The organism is Bradyrhizobium pachyrhizi (genome assembly GCF_001189245.1).
In the GTDB taxonomy this organism is placed as follows: Bacteria; Pseudomonadota; Alphaproteobacteria; order Rhizobiales; family Xanthobacteraceae; genus Bradyrhizobium; species Bradyrhizobium pachyrhizi.
Window position 1 is genome coordinate 32,956 of record NZ_LFIQ01000065.1, and the last position, 17,272, is coordinate 50,227.

The 17,272-nt window shown below is 65.1% G+C and carries 18 protein-coding genes; 15 read left to right on the forward strand and 3 right to left on the reverse strand.

Annotated features, from left to right (window positions below):
- Positions 1–67 precede the first annotated feature (67 nt).
- From eno to AKL29_RS13580, 13 genes are all read left to right on the forward strand, one after another.
- Positions 68–1,351, forward strand: a complete 1,284-nt coding sequence (eno, locus tag AKL29_RS13525) for a phosphopyruvate hydratase (protein ID WP_050384528.1) — start codon at positions 68–70, stop codon at positions 1,349–1,351.
- A 47-nt stretch (positions 1,352–1,398) separates the two neighbouring features.
- Entirely contained in the window at positions 1,399–2,535 is a 1,137-nt protein-coding gene (locus tag AKL29_RS13530) for a zinc-binding dehydrogenase (protein ID WP_050384529.1), read from the forward strand.
- 171 nt (positions 2,536–2,706) lie between these two features.
- Positions 2,707–3,258 (forward strand): NADPH-dependent FMN reductase, encoded by a 552-nt coding sequence (locus AKL29_RS13535; RefSeq protein WP_028339709.1) that lies wholly within the window; start codon positions 2,707–2,709, stop codon positions 3,256–3,258.
- Between the two features lie 140 nt (positions 3,259–3,398).
- A complete protein-coding gene (locus AKL29_RS13540) occupies positions 3,399–3,707 on the forward strand; it encodes an FtsB family cell division protein (RefSeq protein WP_050384598.1) in 309 nt (102 codons plus the stop codon).
- A gap of 166 nt (positions 3,708–3,873) precedes the next feature.
- A complete protein-coding gene (pdhA, locus tag AKL29_RS13545; protein ID WP_028334063.1) occupies positions 3,874–4,893 on the forward strand; it encodes a pyruvate dehydrogenase (acetyl-transferring) E1 component subunit alpha in 1,020 nt (339 codons plus the stop codon).
- A gap of 45 nt (positions 4,894–4,938) precedes the next feature.
- Positions 4,939–6,333, forward strand: a complete 1,395-nt coding sequence (locus AKL29_RS13550) for a pyruvate dehydrogenase complex E1 component subunit beta (protein WP_050384530.1) — start codon at positions 4,939–4,941, stop codon at positions 6,331–6,333.
- A gap of 5 nt (positions 6,334–6,338) precedes the next feature.
- Complete coding sequence (locus AKL29_RS13555; protein WP_018271806.1) at positions 6,339–6,644, forward strand: DUF5076 domain-containing protein; 306 nt, start codon at positions 6,339–6,341, stop codon at positions 6,642–6,644.
- Positions 6,645–6,646: 2 nt separating this feature from the next.
- Positions 6,647–8,008: a pyruvate dehydrogenase complex dihydrolipoamide acetyltransferase gene (locus tag AKL29_RS13560; protein WP_050384531.1), complete on the forward strand. Its 1,362-nt coding sequence runs from the start codon at positions 6,647–6,649 to the stop codon at positions 8,006–8,008.
- A 12-nt stretch (positions 8,009–8,020) separates the two neighbouring features.
- Positions 8,021–8,197: a hypothetical protein gene (locus AKL29_RS43310; protein WP_167350393.1), complete on the forward strand. Its 177-nt coding sequence runs from the start codon at positions 8,021–8,023 to the stop codon at positions 8,195–8,197.
- On the forward strand, positions 8,198–8,440 hold the full coding sequence (locus AKL29_RS13565; protein ID WP_028334066.1) for a hypothetical protein: 243 nt from the start codon (positions 8,198–8,200) through the stop codon (positions 8,438–8,440).
- A gap of 17 nt (positions 8,441–8,457) precedes the next feature.
- A complete protein-coding gene (gene lpdA, locus AKL29_RS13570) occupies positions 8,458–9,879 on the forward strand; it encodes a dihydrolipoyl dehydrogenase (RefSeq protein WP_050384532.1) in 1,422 nt (473 codons plus the stop codon).
- A 146-nt stretch (positions 9,880–10,025) separates the two neighbouring features.
- Entirely contained in the window at positions 10,026–11,267 is a 1,242-nt protein-coding gene (locus AKL29_RS13575; RefSeq protein ID WP_028334068.1) for a threonine synthase, read from the forward strand.
- Positions 11,268–11,346: 79 nt separating this feature from the next.
- Complete coding sequence (locus tag AKL29_RS13580) at positions 11,347–12,315, forward strand: tripartite tricarboxylate transporter substrate binding protein BugD (protein ID WP_050384533.1); 969 nt, start codon at positions 11,347–11,349, stop codon at positions 12,313–12,315.
- 136 nt (positions 12,316–12,451) lie between these two features.
- Here the strand turns inward: AKL29_RS13580 and AKL29_RS13585 are convergent, their stop codons facing one another.
- The gene (locus AKL29_RS13585) at positions 12,452–14,671 is read right to left on the reverse strand and encodes a lytic transglycosylase domain-containing protein (RefSeq protein ID WP_050384534.1); all 2,220 of its coding nucleotides are present in this window, start codon (positions 14,669–14,671) and stop codon (positions 12,452–12,454) included.
- A gap of 299 nt (positions 14,672–14,970) precedes the next feature.
- On the opposite strand from AKL29_RS13585, the gene AKL29_RS13590 reads away from it, so the two are divergent.
- On the forward strand, positions 14,971–15,819 hold the full coding sequence (locus AKL29_RS13590) for an SMP-30/gluconolactonase/LRE family protein (RefSeq protein WP_050384535.1): 849 nt from the start codon (positions 14,971–14,973) through the stop codon (positions 15,817–15,819).
- A gap of 18 nt (positions 15,820–15,837) precedes the next feature.
- Here AKL29_RS13590 and AKL29_RS42820 read toward each other — a convergent pair whose 3' ends face one another.
- Positions 15,838–15,999: a hypothetical protein gene (locus AKL29_RS42820; RefSeq protein ID WP_160321748.1), complete on the reverse strand. Its 162-nt coding sequence runs from the start codon at positions 15,997–15,999 to the stop codon at positions 15,838–15,840.
- A gap of 124 nt (positions 16,000–16,123) precedes the next feature.
- Here AKL29_RS42820 and AKL29_RS42825 point away from each other — a divergent pair, with 124 nt between their 5' ends.
- Positions 16,124–16,261 (forward strand): hypothetical protein, encoded by a 138-nt coding sequence (locus AKL29_RS42825; protein ID WP_157341227.1) that lies wholly within the window; start codon positions 16,124–16,126, stop codon positions 16,259–16,261.
- Between the two features lie 39 nt (positions 16,262–16,300).
- Here AKL29_RS42825 and AKL29_RS13595 read toward each other — a convergent pair.
- The coding region (locus AKL29_RS13595; RefSeq protein ID WP_244482008.1) for a TRAP transporter large permease at positions 16,301–17,272 on the reverse strand (972 nt) is incomplete at its 5' end.

The following is a 17,272-nucleotide window of genomic DNA, read 5'->3' on the forward strand; positions in this document are numbered from 1 at the left end:
ACATTTGCTTGCGCGCCGTGTATGACGCGGCCCATCAAGCCCACCCCATATCGAGAAAGAGCACGTCATGACTGACATCGTCGACATCATCGGCCGCGAAATCCTTGATAGCCGCGGCAACCCCACGGTCGAGGTCGATGTGGTGCTGGAGGATGGGTCAATCGGTCGCGCGGCGGTGCCGTCGGGAGCATCCACCGGCGCGCATGAGGCGGTGGAACTGCGTGATGGCGACAAGTCGCGTTATCTCGGCAAGGGAGTCGAGAAGGCGGTCGCCGCCATCAACGGCGAGATCTTCGAGGCGCTTAGCGACCAGGCCGTCGAGGAACAGGTCGCGATCGACCAGATCATGATCGAGCTCGATGGCACGCCGAACAAGGGCCGGCTCGGGGCCAACGCCATCCTCGGCGTCTCGCTGGCCTGCGCCAAGGCCGCCGCCGAATCCTTCGACATGCCGTTGTATCGTTATGTCGGCGGCACCTCGGCGCGGACGCTGCCGGTGCCGATGATGAACATCATCAATGGCGGCGTGCATGCCGACAACCCGATCGACTTCCAGGAATTCATGATCCTGCCGGTCGGCGCCACGTCGTTCGCCGAGGCGCTGCGTTGCGGTTCGGAAATCTTCCACACTCTGCGCGGCGAACTGAAGAAGGCCGGCCACAACACCAATGTCGGCGACGAGGGCGGCTTCGCGCCGAACCTGCCGTCGGCCGACGCCGCGCTCGAGTTCGTCATGAACGCGATCGGCAAGGCCGGCTACAAGGCGGGCGACGACGTCGTGCTCGGCCTCGACTGCGCCTCCACCGAATTCTTCAAGGAAGGCTCCTACGTCTATGGTGGCGAGAACAAGACCCGTTCGCGTTCCGAGCAGGTGAAGTATCTCGCCGATCTCGTCGGCCGCTATCCGATCGTCACCATCGAGGACGGCATGTCGGAGGACGACATGGATGGCTGGAAAGAGCTGACGGATGCGATCGGCAAGAAGTGCCAGCTGGTCGGCGACGATTTGTTCGTCACCAACGTCACCCGGCTTGCCGACGGCATCAAGCACGGCCGCGCCAATTCGATCCTGGTCAAGGTCAATCAGATCGGCACGCTGACCGAGACGCTTGCGGCGATCGAGATGGCCTACAAGGCCGGCTACACCGCCGTGATGTCGCACCGCTCCGGCGAGACCGAGGACTCCACGATCGCCGATCTCGCGGTCGCCACCAATTGCGGGCAGATCAAGACCGGCTCGCTGGCGCGCTCCGACCGCACCGCCAAGTACAACCAGCTGCTGCGCATCGAGCAGCAGCTCGGCACGCAGGCGAAATACGCGGGCAGGGCGGCCTTGAAGGCCTTGGCGTAACGCCCCAACTTGATCGGGACACAACACACGCAAAACGGGAGGTCGGGATGAGCGACGGCAAGAGCGGTCTGCAACTGCGTTCGCTGCTCAAGAAGAATGGCGAACTCGAGATATCGCTGGTCAATGTCCCGACCCCCGAGCCCGGCCCCGACGAGGTCGTGGTCCGGGTCGAGGCGACCCCGATCAATCCGTCCGATCTCGGTCTTTTGATCGGCCCGGCCGACATGTCGGCCGCCAAGGTCTCCGGCAGCAAGGAATTGCCCGTGGTGACCGCGCGCGTGCCGGAAGCGGCATTGCCGGGCCTTGCCGCGCGGCTCGACGAGTCCATGCCGGTCGGCAATGAAGGTGCCGGCGTCGTGATCAGGACCGGTTCATCGGATGCGGCCAAAGCGCTGATGGGCCGCACGGTCGCGATGATCGGTGGCGCGATGTACGCGCAATACCGCACGCTGCGCGTCAACGAATGCCTGCCGCTGCCCGACGGCACCACGCCGGCGGAAGGCGCGTCCTGCTTCGTCAATCCGCTGACCGCGCTTGGCATGACCGAGACGATGCGGCGCGAGGGGCACAAGGCGCTGGTGCACACGGCGGCAGCGTCCAACCTCGGCCAGATGCTCAACAAGATCTGCCTCAAGGACGGCATCGGCCTCGTCAATATCGTGCGCAACAAGGAGCAGGCCGACATCCTGCACAAGATCGGCGCCAAGCATGTCGTCGATTCCTCCGCGCCCGATTTCATGGACAAGCTCACCGGCGCGCTGGTCGAGACCGGCGCGACCATCGCCTTCGATGCGATCGGCGGCGGCAAGCTCGCGGGCCAGATCCTGGTCGCGATGGAGACCGCGATCAACAAGACCGCCAAGGCCTACAGCCGCTACGGCTCGAATGTGCACAAGCAGGTCTATGTCTATGGCAGCCTCGACACCCGCTCGATCGAACTGCCGCGTGGCTTCGGCATGGCCTGGGGCGTCGGCGGCTGGCTGCTGTTCCCGTTCCTGATGAAGATCGGTCCGGAGGCCGGCAACAAGCTGCGCCAGCGCGTGGTGGCCGAGTTGAAGACGACTTTCGCCAGCCACTACACCAAGGTGGTGTCGTTGCAGGAGACCCTGCAGCTCGACAACATCGCCGTCTACAACAAGCGCGCGACCGGCGAGAAATTCCTGATCAACCCGAACAAGGGCTGAGGATCGAAGCCCAAGGGCCGTCCCGATCGGGGCGGCTCTTTTTGCTTTGCATAGACCAATTCGGCGAAACGCTGCGTTTCCGGAATTGGACGGTCCATGCACTTGCATCTTTCTTGGTGCGCCGGTAGGTGAGGCCCACCAGTTTCACGCGCAACCCGAGGGGAATTTGCTATGGCCTATAACATCGTCACCATCGTCGGCAGCATCCGCAAACAGAGCTTCTCGCTCAAGATCGCCAATGCGCTGGCCAAGCTTGCACCGGCGTCGCTGAAGCTCGATGTGACGACGCTTCAGGAAATTTCCTTCTTCAACCAGGACCTCGAGGCCGCGCCGCCGGCGGACTGGCTTGCCTTCCGCGAGAAGCTGCAGAAGTCGAACGGCGTGCTGTTCGTGACCCCCGAATACAACCGCTCGATCCCGGGCGTGCTGAAGAACGCCATCGACGTCGCCTCGCGGCCCTACGGCAAGAGCTCGTTCATCGGCAAGCCGATCGGCATCATCGGCAATTCGCCCGGACCGCTCGGCGGCGTCAGCGCGGTGAAGCACCTGCAGAACATCCTGCCGGGCATTTCCGGCCCGATCCTCGGTCAGCCGGAAGCCTATCTCAACGGCGTCGGCGATGCCTTCGACGACAACGGCGAACTGACCAAGGAGTCGCTCAAGGGCGTGCTGCAGCAGTATCTCGACGCCTTCGCGGCCTTTATCGAAAAGCAGAACCGCTGAGCAAGAGCCCTGTTCCGATTGAATCGGAACGGGCCTCTGAACTTGTTTTGACGCGTTTTCTTCACGCGAGCCGGTATCCACTTCGCTCGAGAACGCCCTGGTTCAGCGTTCGTTAACCCCATGGCCGCATGCTCGCGGCCATGGTTTCCCGCACACGCCTCAAATCGATTCTGACCGGGCTCGCCCTCTATACGCTGGCGGCGCTGATGGTCGGCTATTTCGGTGTCAACGCCTACACCGGCAAATACGGCTTGAACGCGCGGCAGGAGCTCGATCAGGAGATTATCGCGCTGACCTCCGAGCTGGCGCGGTTGAAGAAGGAGCGGGCCGAGGGCGAGCAGCGGGTGTCGCTGTTGCGGTCGGACCGGGTCGATCCCGACATGCTGGACGAGCGTGCGCGCTTCCAGCTCGACTACGCCAATCCGCGTGATCTCGTTCGGATCAAGTAACTGACGACGCGTTCTCAAATTTCAAAATCATTCGCGCGCTATCACAAAAATGTCGCGCTGCGCTGCAGTGCGGCATAGCAAAATTCCATCGGGCGAACGCAATCCTTCCAAGGCGATTTGAGTTGGGTTAGAGAGGGTTCTCCGACTTCTCTCACCCGGAATTGCCATGGCCGCACCCAAGAAAAGCGTCGCAAAAGAATCAGGGCAGGAGAAGGCCGGCTCTCCCCCCGAATTCACCAAGGAGCAGGAGCTCAAGGCACTGCGGGACATGCTCCTGATCCGGCGCTTCGAGGAGAAGGCCGGTCAACTCTACGGCATGGGTGCGATCGGCGGTTTCTGCCATCTCTATATCGGCCAGGAAGCGGTCGTGGTCGGCATGCAGATGGCGCTGAAGCCGGGTGACGAGGTCATAACCGGCTACCGGGACCACGGCCACATGCTGGCCTGCGACATGGAAGCCAGGGGCGTGATGGCCGAATTGACCGGACGCCGCGGCGGCTATTCCCGCGGCAAGGGCGGCTCCATGCACATGTTCAGCAAGGAGAAGCACTTTTACGGCGGTCACGGAATCGTGGGCGCGCAGGTGTCGCTCGGCACCGGCCTTGCGTTCGCCAACCGCTATCGCGGCAACGATAACGTCAGCGTGACCTATTTCGGCGACGGCGCGGCCAACCAGGGCCAGGTCTACGAAAGCTTCAACATGGCGGAGCTGTGGAAGCTGCCGGTGATCTACGTGATCGAGAACAACCGCTATGCGATGGGCACCTCGGTGTCGCGCGCATCGGCCCAGCAGGATTTCTCCAAGCGCGGCGCCTCCTTCAACATTCCGGGCAAGCAGGTCGACGGCATGGACGTGCGCGCGGTCAAGGCCGCCGCCGATGAGGCCGTGGCCTGGTGCCGCGGCGGCAACGGCCCGATGATTTTGGAGATGCAGACCTACCGCTACCGCGGCCACTCGATGTCCGATCCGGCGAAGTACCGCACGCGCGAGGAGGTCGAGAAGGTGCGTCACGACCAGGACCCGATCGAGCAGGTGCGCAACCGCTTGCTGGCCGCAGGCGCCAGCGAGCAGGACCTGAAGGCGATCGACGCCGAGGTGCGCGAGATCGTCAACGAGGCCGCCGACTTCGCGCAGCACGATCCGGAGCCGGATCCGGCCGAGCTCTACACCGACATCTACCGCTGACCCCACCCGCGCAGACGAATTTCAAGACCGATTTCGGGAGCCGATATGCCCATTCAAGTGCTGATGCCTGCGCTGTCGCCCACCATGGAGAAGGGCAACCTCGCCAAATGGCTGAAAAAGGAAGGCGAGACCATCAAGTCCGGTGACGTCATCGCCGAGATCGAGACCGACAAGGCGACGATGGAGGTCGAGGCAACCGACGAGGGCACGCTCGGCAAGATCCTGATTCCGGAAGGCACCGCCGACGTTGCGGTGAACACGCCGATCGCCACCATTCTCGCCGACGGCGAAAGCGCCGCCGACCTCGCCAAGGCGCCGGCGGCACCAGTGCCGCAGCCGAAGGCCGCGGAGGCCGCGCCTGCCGAAGCCAAGGCGGAAGCGCCGCAGCCCGCGGCGAAGGCGCCGGCCGCGCCCGCGACCGAGCCGCTGCCAGATCCGGAAATCCCTGCGGGGACCGAGATGGTCACGCAGACCATTCGCGAGGCGCTGCGCGATGCGATGGCCGAAGAGATGCGCCGCGACGGCGACGTCTTCATCATGGGCGAGGAGGTCGCGGAATATCAGGGCGCCTACAAGGTGACGCAGGGGCTGTTGCAGGAATTCGGCGCCCGCCGCGTGATCGACACGCCGATCACCGAGCACGGCTTTGCCGGCGTCGGCGTCGGCGCGGCGATGGCGGGCTTGAAGCCGATCGTCGAGTTCATGACCTTCAACTTCGCCATGCAGGCGATCGACCAGATCATCAACTCCGCCGCCAAGACGCTCTATATGTCCGGCGGCCAGATGGGATGCTCGATCGTGTTCCGCGGCCCGAACGGCGCCGCCGCGCGCGTCGCCGCGCAGCACAGTCAGGACTACGCGGCGTGGTACTCGCAGATCCCGGGCCTCAAGGTGATCGCGCCGTATTCGGCCGCCGATTACAAGGGCCTGCTCAAGGCCGCGATCCGCGATCCCAATCCGGTGATCTTCCTCGAGAACGAGGTGCTGTACGGCCACACCGGCGAGGTGCCGAAGCTGGCTGATTTCGTGGTGCCGATCGGCAAGGCGCGGATTGCCCGCGCCGGCAAGGACGTCACCATCGTCTCCTGGGCGATGGGCATGTCCTATGCGCTGAAGGCCGCCGACGAACTCGCCAAGGAAGGCATCGAGGCCGAGGTGGTCGATCTCCGCACCATCCGTCCGATGGACACCGAGACCATCATCAACTCGGTGAAGAAGACCGGCCGCGCGGTGACGGTGGAGGAGGGCTGGCAGCAAAGCGGCGTCGGCTCCGAGGTCGCTGCGCGCATCATGGAGCACGCCTTCGATTATCTCGACGCGCCGGTGGCGCGCGTCTCCGGCAAGGACGTGCCGATGCCCTATGCCGCCAACCTCGAAAAGCTCGCTCTGCCCTCCGTCGCCGAGGTGGTCGCCGCCGCCAAGGCCGTATCCTACCGGTAACGCCGATGGCCGGTCCCAAGGAGCAGCCGCTGCCGCCTGACGTGATGGGCCGCGACGACGCCATCGAGGTGCTGCGCGCCTTCGTCGTCGACGGCGGCCTGTCGATCGCATTCCAGCGCGCTTTCGAGGAGCCGGACATGTGGGGGTTGATGCTGGTCGACATCGCCCGCCATGCCGCGCGCGCCTATGCGCGCGAGAGCGAATACACCGAGGACGAGGCGCTCGCGCGCATCGTCGAGATGTTCGAAGCCGAAATCGCCCGGCCGACCGACATGGGCCAAACCAAACCGCGGTCGCAACAAGGTCACTGACAATGCCGATCAATATTCTCATGCCCGCGCTGTCGCCGACGATGGAAAAGGGCAACCTCGCCAAGTGGCTCAAGAAAGAGGGCGACAAGGTCAAGTCCGGTGACGTGATCGCGGAGATCGAGACCGACAAGGCGACGATGGAAGTCGAGGCGGTCGACGAAGGCACGATCGCCAAGATCCTGGTGCCCGAGGGCACCCAGGACGTGCCGGTCAACGACGTCATCGCGGTCATGGCCGGCGACGGCGAGGATGTGAAGGCGGCGGCCAGCGCCGGAGCGGGCGCCGCACCGGCGGCGAAACCCGCCGAAGCGCCGAAGCCCGCCGCACAGGCCGCGCCTGCGGCGGCTCCCGCACCGGCGGCGGCGCCGAAGCCGCCGGCCGCAGCGCCCGCAGCGGTGCCGCAGGCCGCTGCACCGGCCGCGCAAGCGAACGGCCACGCCCGCGTGTTCTCATCGCCTCTGGCGCGCCGGCTGGCAAAGGAAGCCGGCATCGATCTCGCCCGCATCACCGGCACCGGCCCGCATGGCCGCGTCATCGCGCGCGACGTCGACGAGGCCAAGTCCGGCAAGGGCCTGAAGGCGCCGGCGGCCGCGCCCGCCGCGGGATCGAGCATCGCGCCGTCGATGTCGGACAAGCAGATCCTCGCGCTGTTCGAGCCGGGCTCCTACGAAGTGGTGCCGCATGACGGCATGCGCCGCACCATCGCGCAGCGTCTCACCGCCTCGGTGCAGAACGTCCCGCACTTCTACCTCACCATCGACTGCGACATCGGCAAGCTGCTCGCCGCGCGCGAGGAGATCAACGCCGCAGCGCCGAAGGACAAGGAGAAGAAGCCGCTCTACAAGATCTCGGTCAACGACTTCGTCATCAAGGCGATGGCGGTCGCGCTGCAGAAGATTCCGAACTGCAACGTCAGCTGGACCGAAGGCGGCATGCTCAAGCACAAGCATTCCGACGTCGGCGTCGCGGTGGCGATGCCGGGCGGCCTGATCACGCCGATCATCCGCAAGGCCGAGACCAAGACGCTCTCGACCATTTCCAACGAGATGAAGGATTTCGCCGCCCGCGCCCGCGCCCGCAAGCTGAAGCCGGAGGAATATCAGGGCGGCACCACCGCGGTCTCCAACCTCGGCATGTACGGCATCAACCACTTCACCGCCGTGATCAACCCGCCGCATGCCTCGATCCTCGCGGTCGGCACCTCGGAGGAACGTCCGGTGGTGCGCGGCGGCAAGATCGAGATCGCGCACATGATGAGCGTGACCTTGTCATGCGATCACCGCGCGATCGACGGCGCGCTCGGCGCCGAACTGATCGGCGCCTTCAAGCAGCTGATCGAAAACCCCGTGATGATGATGGTGTGACGGGCATCCGCCATGTACGCGATCGTCGGTCCGTACGTCCTGCTCGCCGCCGTCGCCGTCGCGTTGCTTGTCGCGGTCAACCGCGACCTGATATCGACGGTCCAGTTCAGGATCATGATGATCGGCGCCGCGGTGCTGGCGCTGGCGTGGTCCGTGTTCCTCGGTGCGGTATGGCGGGAGTACGGATGAATGGCCGGCACGGCTCGCACGCGCTGGCCCTGGATCTCGCTGTTGCTGTCGGCCGCGCTGGTCTGCAATCCGGTCGGGTTCGATTTTCTGCACTCAGCGTTCTTCGCCGGCGAACAGCTGGCGCGGAACATCGCCCAGCCGATCGTGCTGACGGCCCTGGCCATCATGGCCCTGGTGATCGGGCTCGAATGGCTGGTCAGGTCATTGATCGCAAGAAGCCGCGCCCGCGGCGTCACACGTTGAGTTGAACGGGAGCCGCCATGGCCGACACATCCTTTGACGTCATCATCATCGGCTCCGGCCCCGGCGGCTACGTGACCGCGATCCGCGCGGCGCAGCTCGGTTTCAAGACCGCGATCGTCGAGAAATCCTATCTCGGCGGCATCTGCCTGAACTGGGGCTGCATCCCGACCAAGGCGCTGCTGCGCTCCGCCGAGATCTATCACTACATGCAGCACGCCAAGGATTACGGGCTGTCTGCCGACAACGTCTCGTTCGATCCGAAGGCCGTGGTGCAGCGCTCGCGCGGCGTCTCGAAGCGCCTCAATGACGGCGTCGGCTTCCTGATGAAGAAGAACAAGGTCACGGTGATCTGGGGCGAGGCCACGATCGACGCGCCCGGCAAGATCACGGTGAAGAAGTCGGCGGCCGAGGCGCCGAAGGGCGCCAGCGGCGAGGGCACCTATCAGGCCAAGCACATCATCATCGCGACCGGCGCGCGGCCGCGCGTGCTGCCCGGGCTCGAGCCCGACAAGAAGCTGATCTGGACCTATTTCGAGGCGATGGTGCCGGAGCGGATGCCGAAATCGCTGCTGGTGGTCGGCTCCGGCGCGATCGGCATCGAGTTCGCCTCGTTCTTCCACACCATGGGCGCCGACGTCACCGTGGTCGAGGTGCTGCCGCAGATCCTGCCGGTCGAGGACGCGGAGATCGCCGGTCTTGCGCGCAAACGCTTCGAGAAGATGGGTATCAAGATTCTCACCTCGACCGAGGTGACAAAACTCGAGAAGAAGGCCGATAGCGTGGTCGCGACCATCGACGACGGCAAGGAGAAGCCGCAGGCGGTCGAGTTCGAGCGGGTGATCTCGGCGGTCGGGGTAGTCGGCAATATCGAGAATCTCGGGCTGGAGAAGCTTGGCGTCAAAACCGACCGCGGCTGCATCGTGATCGACGGCCTCGGCAAGACCAACGTCCCCGGCATCTACGCCATCGGCGACGTCGCGGGGCCGCCGATGCTCGCGCACAAGGCCGAGCATGAGGGCGTGATCTGCATCGAAGCGATCAAGGGCCTGCATCCGCATCCGATGGACAAACTGATGATCCCGGGCTGCACCTATTGCAATCCGCAGGTCGCCTCGGTCGGTTTGACTGAAGCCAAGGCCAAGGAAGGCGGCCGCGAGATCCGCGTCGGCCGCTTCCCGTTCGTCGGCAACGGCAAGGCGATTGCGCTCGGCGAGGACCAGGGCCTCGTCAAGGTGGTGTTCGACAAGAAGACCGGCCAGCTGCTCGGCGCCCACATGATCGGCGCCGAAGTCACCGAGCTGATCCAGGGCTATGTGGTGGCGATGAATCTGGAGACCACGGAAGAAGAACTGATGCACACCGTATTCCCGCATCCGACCTTGTCGGAAATGATGAAGGAAGCGGTGCTCGACGCCTATGGGCGCGTGCTGAATATCTGAGTGGCCGAATTCAGCTCGTCATGCGCGGACTTGACCCGCGCATCCATCAAGCGAAAGCTTTTTTGCAGATGGATCGCCGGGTCAAGCCCGGCGATGACGAGCGGAAAGAGCCGTTGACGCAAGAAGCCTGAGAAAGAACAGAGCCAGTGAAAGACAACGACAACCTCACCATCGAACGTCCGACCTTTGTCACCCATCTCGAATGCGCGATGGAGGGCGATCACTATCCCGCGGACCAGGTGCACAACCTCTCCAAGGCCGGCAAGCCGCTGCTGGTGCGCTATGATCTCGCCGGGGTGAAGAAGGCGCTCACCAAGGATGCGCTGGCCGAGCGGCCCGCCGATCTGTGGCGCTACCGCGAGCTGCTGCCGGTGCGCAAATGCAAGGATATCGTCAGCCTCGGCGAGGTCACGACGCCGCTGATCCGGCTGCCGCGGCTCGGCGCAAAGCTTGGCGGCGGCGAGATCATCGTCAAAGACGAGGGGCGGCTGCCGACCGGCTCGTTCAAGGCACGTGGCCTGGTGATGGCGGTGTCGATGGGCAAGGCGCTCGGCATCAAGCACATGGCGATGCCGACCAACGGTAATGCCGGCGCGGCGCTGGCGGCCTACGCGACCTCCTGCGGCATCAAGACCACGATCTTCTGCCCGGCGGACACGCCGGAGGTGAATGTCAGCGAGATCGAGCTGCAGGGCGCCACCGTCTATCGTGTCAACGGCTATATCGACGACTGCGGCAAGATCGTCGGCGAGGGCAAGGCGAAGGTCGGCTGGTTCGACACCTCGACCCTGAAGGAGCCGTACCGGATCGAGGGCAAGAAGACGATGGGGCTCGAACTCGCCGAGCAGCTCGGCTGGGACGTGCCCGACGTGATCTTCTATCCGACCGGCGGCGGCACCGGCCTGATCGGCATGTGGAAGGCGTTCGACGAGCTCGAGAAGATCGGCTTCATCGGAAGCAAGCGCCCGCGCATGGTCGCGGTGCAGGCCTCCGGCTGCGCGCCGATGGTGCGGGCCTATGAGGCCGGCACCGAGCACGCCGCGCGCTGGGAGGACGCCCACACCATCGCCTCGGGCATCCGCGTGCCCCAGGCGATCGGCGACTTCCTCATCCTGCGCGCGGTGCGCGAGAGCAAGGGCTTTGCGATCGCCGTCGACGACGACAAGATCAGCGCCGCCCTCAACGAGGTCGCGCGCGAGGAGGGTCTGTTGCTGTGCCCCGAGGGCGCCGCGACCTATGCCGCCTACAAGGAGAGCCTCGCCGACGGCCGCGTCAGCAAGACGGACCGCGTGATGCTGTTCAACTGCGCCAGCGGCCTGAAATATCCGCTGCCGCCGATCACCCGCACGCTCGACCGGCACAAGCCGATCGACTTCTCGCAGTTCTGACGCCTCATCCGAAGGGCCATCTTGTCGAAAGGTGGCCCTTCAAAAATAATTGGAAACAAGAAAATTGAGGGAGAGCGTGATGCGGAAGCTGGTTCTGGCCGTGTTGGCGATGTTGGCGTTAACGGGGACCGCTTCCGCGGAAACCTATCCCGCGCGCCCGATCACCATCGTGGTGCCGTTTGCTGCCGGCGGCCCCTCGGATGCGATGGCACGCATCCTCGGCGAGCGCATGAAGCAGTCGCTGGGCGAGGTGTTGCTGATCGAGAACGTGACCGGTGCGGGCGGCTCGATCGGCGTCGGCCGTGCGGTGCGCTCGGCGCCCGACGGCTACACCATCTCGTTCGGCCATCTCGGCACCCATGTCGCGAATGGCGCGATCTACAAGCTCGGCTACGACCTCGTCACCGATCTCGTGCCGGTGGTGCTGCTGCCGAGCAACCCGATGATCATCGTCAGCAAGAACGCCGTGCCGGCGAAGTCGCTGAAGGAATTGCTCGAGTGGCTGAAGTCGCGGCCGGCGCCGCCAACCGCGGGCACAGCCGGCGCCGGCAGCGGCAGCCATATCGCCGGGCTCTATTTCGAGAACGTCTCCGGCATCAAGCTGCAGTATGTGCCGTATCGCGGCACCGGCCCGGCGCTGAACGACCTCGTCGCCGGTCAGATCGACATCATCGTCGACCAGACCTCGAACTCGATCAACCAGGTCCGCGCCGGCAATATCCGCGCCTATGCGGTCACCGATTCCAAGCGGGTCGCGAATGCGCCCGACGTCCCGACGGTCGACGAGGCCGGCCTGCCGGGCTTCCACATGACGCTGTGGTCCGGCCTCTGGGTGCCAAAGGGTACCCCGAAGGAAATCGTGGCTAGGCTCAACGCCGCTGCGGTCGAGGCGATGGCCGATCCGGCCGTGCAGAAGCAGCTCGAGAATTTGGGCTTGCAGATGCCGCCGAAGGATCAGCTCACACCGGATGCACTCGGCACCTGGCAGAAGGCGGAAATCGCCAAATGGTGGCCGATGATCAAGGCGGCGAATGTGAAGGTGGATTGAAGGCGCAACGTCGTCCCGGCGAAGGCCGGGACCCATTACCCCAAATGTCGGTTGCGGCGCGACGCTGGGGCCACGTTCCCGATCACAATCAAACGCGGTGGCTATGGGTCCCGGCCTTCGCCGGGACGACAGCGTCTTACTGCGACGGCATTGCCTCAGCCGGCGCCGCGTTGCTCTCCTGCGTCACGACGCGCTCGCCGTTCTTGGCCACTGCCGTGTCGGCATCCTCGAACCGCACCTGGTAGACCGCGAAATTCTCCATCACGCGCTGGACGTAGTTGCGCGTCTCGGAGATCGGGATCCGCTCCACCCAGTCGACCGGATCGACCTTGGGATCGCGCGGGTCGCCATAGGCCTTGATCCAGTCGCGGACGCGGCCGCGGCCGGCGTTGTAGCCGGCAAAGGTCATGATGTGGCAGTTGCGATATTCCGACAGCAAAGCGCTGAGCTCGGCTGCGCCCATCTGGGTGTTGTAGACGGGATCGGACACCATCCGGCTCCAGTCATAGCTGACGCCGAAGCGCTTGGCGGTGTCACGACCGGCTTCCGGCGTCACCTGCATCAGGCCGACGGCGTTGGCCGCCGACTTGTCGCGCTGGTCGAATGCGCTTTCGGTCCGCGCGATCGAGTAGGTCATGCTGCGCCCGATATCGGGCGCGATCGGCGTGTGCTTGGGAATGCCGATCACCGGGAAGGCGTAATGGTCGAAGGCAAAGCCGCGCGCGAGTGCGATCTTGCCGATCTGCAGCATGGCGCGGGCATCGTTGCGGCGGCCGGTCAGCTCGCCGAGCGCCTCGAGCATTCCGACATCGGTGCTTTCCTCGGCGAGGTCGGCTACGAAATAGAGCACGACGTCGGGCTCGCCGATCGCATAGAGCATATCGGCGGCGCGGACCCGCTCGTCGGCCGCCATGCTGCCGGCGCTGGCCGCCGGCGAGGGCGCGCGCAGCTCGACGCCACCATCACGGCCGAGCCTGGCCAGCGCGAGCTGACCGTAATAGGCCGTCGGGTAGCGCGCGGCGGCTTGGTAGTCGGCCCGCATCGCCGCGGAATTGCCGAGTGCCTCGGCGGCGCGACCACGCCAATAGGCGGCGCGCGCCAGCACGGTCGGGTTGGTCTGGCCCTCGTCGATATGCGCGAAGTGCGCCGCGGCGGTCTTGGCGTCGTTGAGATAACGCAGCGCGATCCAGCCGCGCATGAAGTGCATGTCGGAGCGGTAATAAGGATTGTCCGGCGCCGCCGCGGGCCGGATCACGTCATAGGCGGCCTGGTACTCGCCCTGGTCGAGCAGCTTGCGGGAGAGGATGCGGCGCTCGCGCCACCACTGGTCGGTGTCCTGCTGCGCCATCGTCTCGGGCTCAGCCGCGATCGTCACGCGCGCGGCTTCGTCGACCTTGTTCTTCGCGAGCAGCCACTGAATTCGGCACAGCGTGTAGCCGAGATCGCGGCGGGCCTCGGCCGGCACATCGTTGAGTGTGCCCTCTGCCTTGCTGGATTGTCCGCGGACCGCGCCGCAGGCTTTCACGATCGCCAGATCGTCGCTGCCGAGCCGCTGTGCCGCGCGCTTCGCGCCGGCGAGATCCTTGGCGCCGATCCGCTTGTCCATGCGCGCGCGATGGTCGTCCCGCGTCAGCAGGTCCTTGAAGGCATCATAGGCGTCGCTCTCGGTGCGATCGGACAGTTCCTCCGAGCGCCAGGCTTCGCGCACCAGCCGGGTGGCGCCGTCGCGGTCGCCTTCGGCCAGCAGCGTGCGGGCGAGCGCGAACTTGCCCTTTGCGCTGATCGGCTGATCGAGGGTGAAGCCGTGCACCGTGGCCGGATCGCTGCGCTCCTGCCAGATCCGCGCTTCGGCGCGCTTGCGCAGCAGCGTGACGCTCGGCCAATCCGGATTGGCCGTCACGAATGCCGCGTAGCGGCTGAATGGCGCACTCGATTCCGAGTGGCGCAGCAGATACCACTCGACGAGTTTTCGCCCGACCGGGTCGGTGATTCTGGCCTGGATATCGGTCGCGTCGCTGGTCCTGCCTCTGCGCGCGGCAAGGATCGCGTCCCTGATCGTGGCGAGATCGCCCGACAATTGCGGCCCGGCGGATTTCTCCGGCTCGGGCGCCTTCTCAGCGGATTTGGAAGGAGCGGATTTGGCCTTTGCGGATTTTCGTTTATCGGCGCCATGTCTGGCGTGCCGCCGCTTGCCGGAGGCACTCTCGCGCGCGGCCTTGGCGCCATGCGCCTTCTTGTCCCCGTGGCCGCTCTTGGCCTGGTGCTGATGATGCGGCTTGGCGGTCGCCTGGACCGGAAGCAGCGCGAGCGCGGCGGCGGTGGCGAAGCACGCCAGCGGACGTAGGCAACGGTTCATTCCCTGGTCCCCCCTGAGAAACCATGAGGCACAACAGAACGCGTCTTACGGCGGCACAACCGCCGCAGATTATCACTACCCTCGATTCTCGAGTCTTAATGCAGCTGCAACTCAACAGGGAAAACGCGGCGAAATATGGAATATGGCGTGTGGAACCCGCGGGAACCGGGATTTTCACGGGTAAAGACGGACAGGCCGCACTGTGCTTTGACCGGTTCCGCGTGAGTTGTATCGTCATAGCGAGCAAGCGTGGGGCTGCCGATGTCACTGCCACATCACTTTTCGCCGGCCGGTTCGCCATGACGGCTCGCCTCAGAACCATCCTCGACGGCGGCCGCTATTTCGAAGGCCCGCGCTGGCATCTCGGGCGGCTCTGGTTCGTCGATTGCATGGCGCGGACGCTTCTGAGCATCAGCCCGTCGGGCGAGTTGCAGGAGCATGCTGCGCTGACCGACGACACGCCGTGCGGGCTCGGCGTACTGCCTGATGGCGACATCGTTGTGCTGACGATGTTCAGGAAGCGGCTGCTGCGGTTTTCCGATGGAGCGCTGTCGCTGCATGCCGATCTCTCCGAGGTCGCGACCGGCACGATCGACGACATGATCGTCGACGGGCAGGGACGCGCCTATGTCGGCGATCTCGGCTTCAACCTGCCGCCGCCGGAGCGCCGCGGTGCCGTCGGCCGCATTGTCCTCGTGACGCTCGACGGCCGTGCGCGCGCCGTCGCGGAAGGCTTGCGATTTCCCAACGGCATTGCCGTCTCATCCGACCATCGTCGGCTCGTCGTTGCCGAAATGGACGGCGCAGGTCTCGCCGAATACGACGTCGCGCCGGACGGCGGGCTGAGCCTGCGCGGGCGCTTCGGCAGCATCAACGATCCCGACGGCATCTGCCTTGATGCCAATGGGGCGACCTGGGTCGCGTCTTTCACGGAAGATGCTTTTGTGCGGATCGATCGCACCGGCGTGGAGCGCGAGCGCATCACGGTGTCCGGCCGCCGCGCGCTTGCCTGCGCGCTCGGTGGCGCGGACCGCAGGACGCTGTTCTGCCTGAGCGCGGAGACGTCCTACGAAGAGCTGCGCAAGGGCAGGTCCACGTCGCGGATCGATGTGGTCGAGGTCGACACGCCGGGTGATGGCTGTCCCTGACCCGACCGCAGGCGCGCCTCACCTCTTCTTTTTCTTCTCTTTCTTCCTCAGAATATCGGCCTGGCTCCTGAAGGCGCGGGCGAGAGAGCGCATCTGGTTGGCGACCATTGCGTCGGCCGTCGTCAATGCAACCCGCTCCGCGGTCTGCGCCTGCTTGCGAATTGCCTTGGCCATTTTCATGAAGGAACCAATCGTGCCGCGTCGTGCTGGTCCCTGCACGAGCGACCGCGCCTTGACGGCATCTCGGTGTCTTGAATTTCGTTCTTGTTTCGTTCATACTGGCGCGCTCCGGGGGAGTGCCGCCATGGACGCCGAGCGAGACCGCGAAATCATCAGGCTGTGGAACGAACTGCGCCGGCTGCAGCGCGAGGGGCATCCGACGGCGGTGCTGGTCCGCCGGATCGAGAAGGCGCTCGCGGAACGCGAGCAGGAGGCCGCCTGAAACTCCGGTCTTGCCGCGTCCCCTCTGCGCGAAAACGGTCTAGCGCCCGCCGTCCGGCCCCATGATCAGATTCGGCAGCCAGGTCGAGATCTCCGGAAAGAAGCAGAGCAACAGCACGGCGAACATCATCAGCAGCACGAATGGCAGCGTGCCCCAGATCACCTCGCTCAAGGGGATGTCGGGCGCGACGTTGCGGATCACGAAGATATTGAGGCCGACCGGCGGATGGATCAGGCCCATCTCCATCACGATGGTCATGACGACGCCGAACCAGATGATGTCGAACTGGGCCGCGCGCAGCGGCGGCAGGATGATCGGCGCGGTCATCAGGATGATCGAGACCGGCGGCAGGAAGAAGCCGAGCACGATTACCATCACGAGGATCGAAAATAATAGCTCCCAGCGCGGCAGGTGCATGGCGACGATCGCTTCCGCCGCCGACTGCGAGATGTGCAGATAGCTCATCACATAGGAATAGAGCAGTGACATGCCGATGATCAGCATCAGCATGGTGGACTCGCGGATGGTCGATTTCAGGATCGGCGACAAGTCGCTGGGCGTCCACACGCTGTAGATCACGGCGATCAAGCCGAGCGCCAGGAGGCCGCCGAGGCCGGCGGTTTCCGATGGCGTGGCGTAGCCGCCGTACAGCGCGATCATCACGCCGGTCAGCAGCAGCACGAACGGGATCACGCGCGGCAGCGCGCTGAAGCGCTCGGCCATGGTGAATTCGTCATGCTGCAGGATCGCCGCATCCTTGCCGGTCGCGTCATAGACGGCGCGGGCCATGGCGTATTCCTTGCGGAAGCGGAACACGGCGTAGAGGCCGAACAGCGTCACCAGCAGCAGGCCGGGGCCGATGCCGGCGAGAAACAGCCGTCCCAGCGATTTCTCGGCTGCGACGGCGAACAGGATCATCGTGATCGAGGGCGGCAGCAGGATGCCGAGCGTGCCGCCGGCGGCGATGATCCCCGCGGCAAAGCCGCCGGAATAGCCGCGCTTGCGCATCTC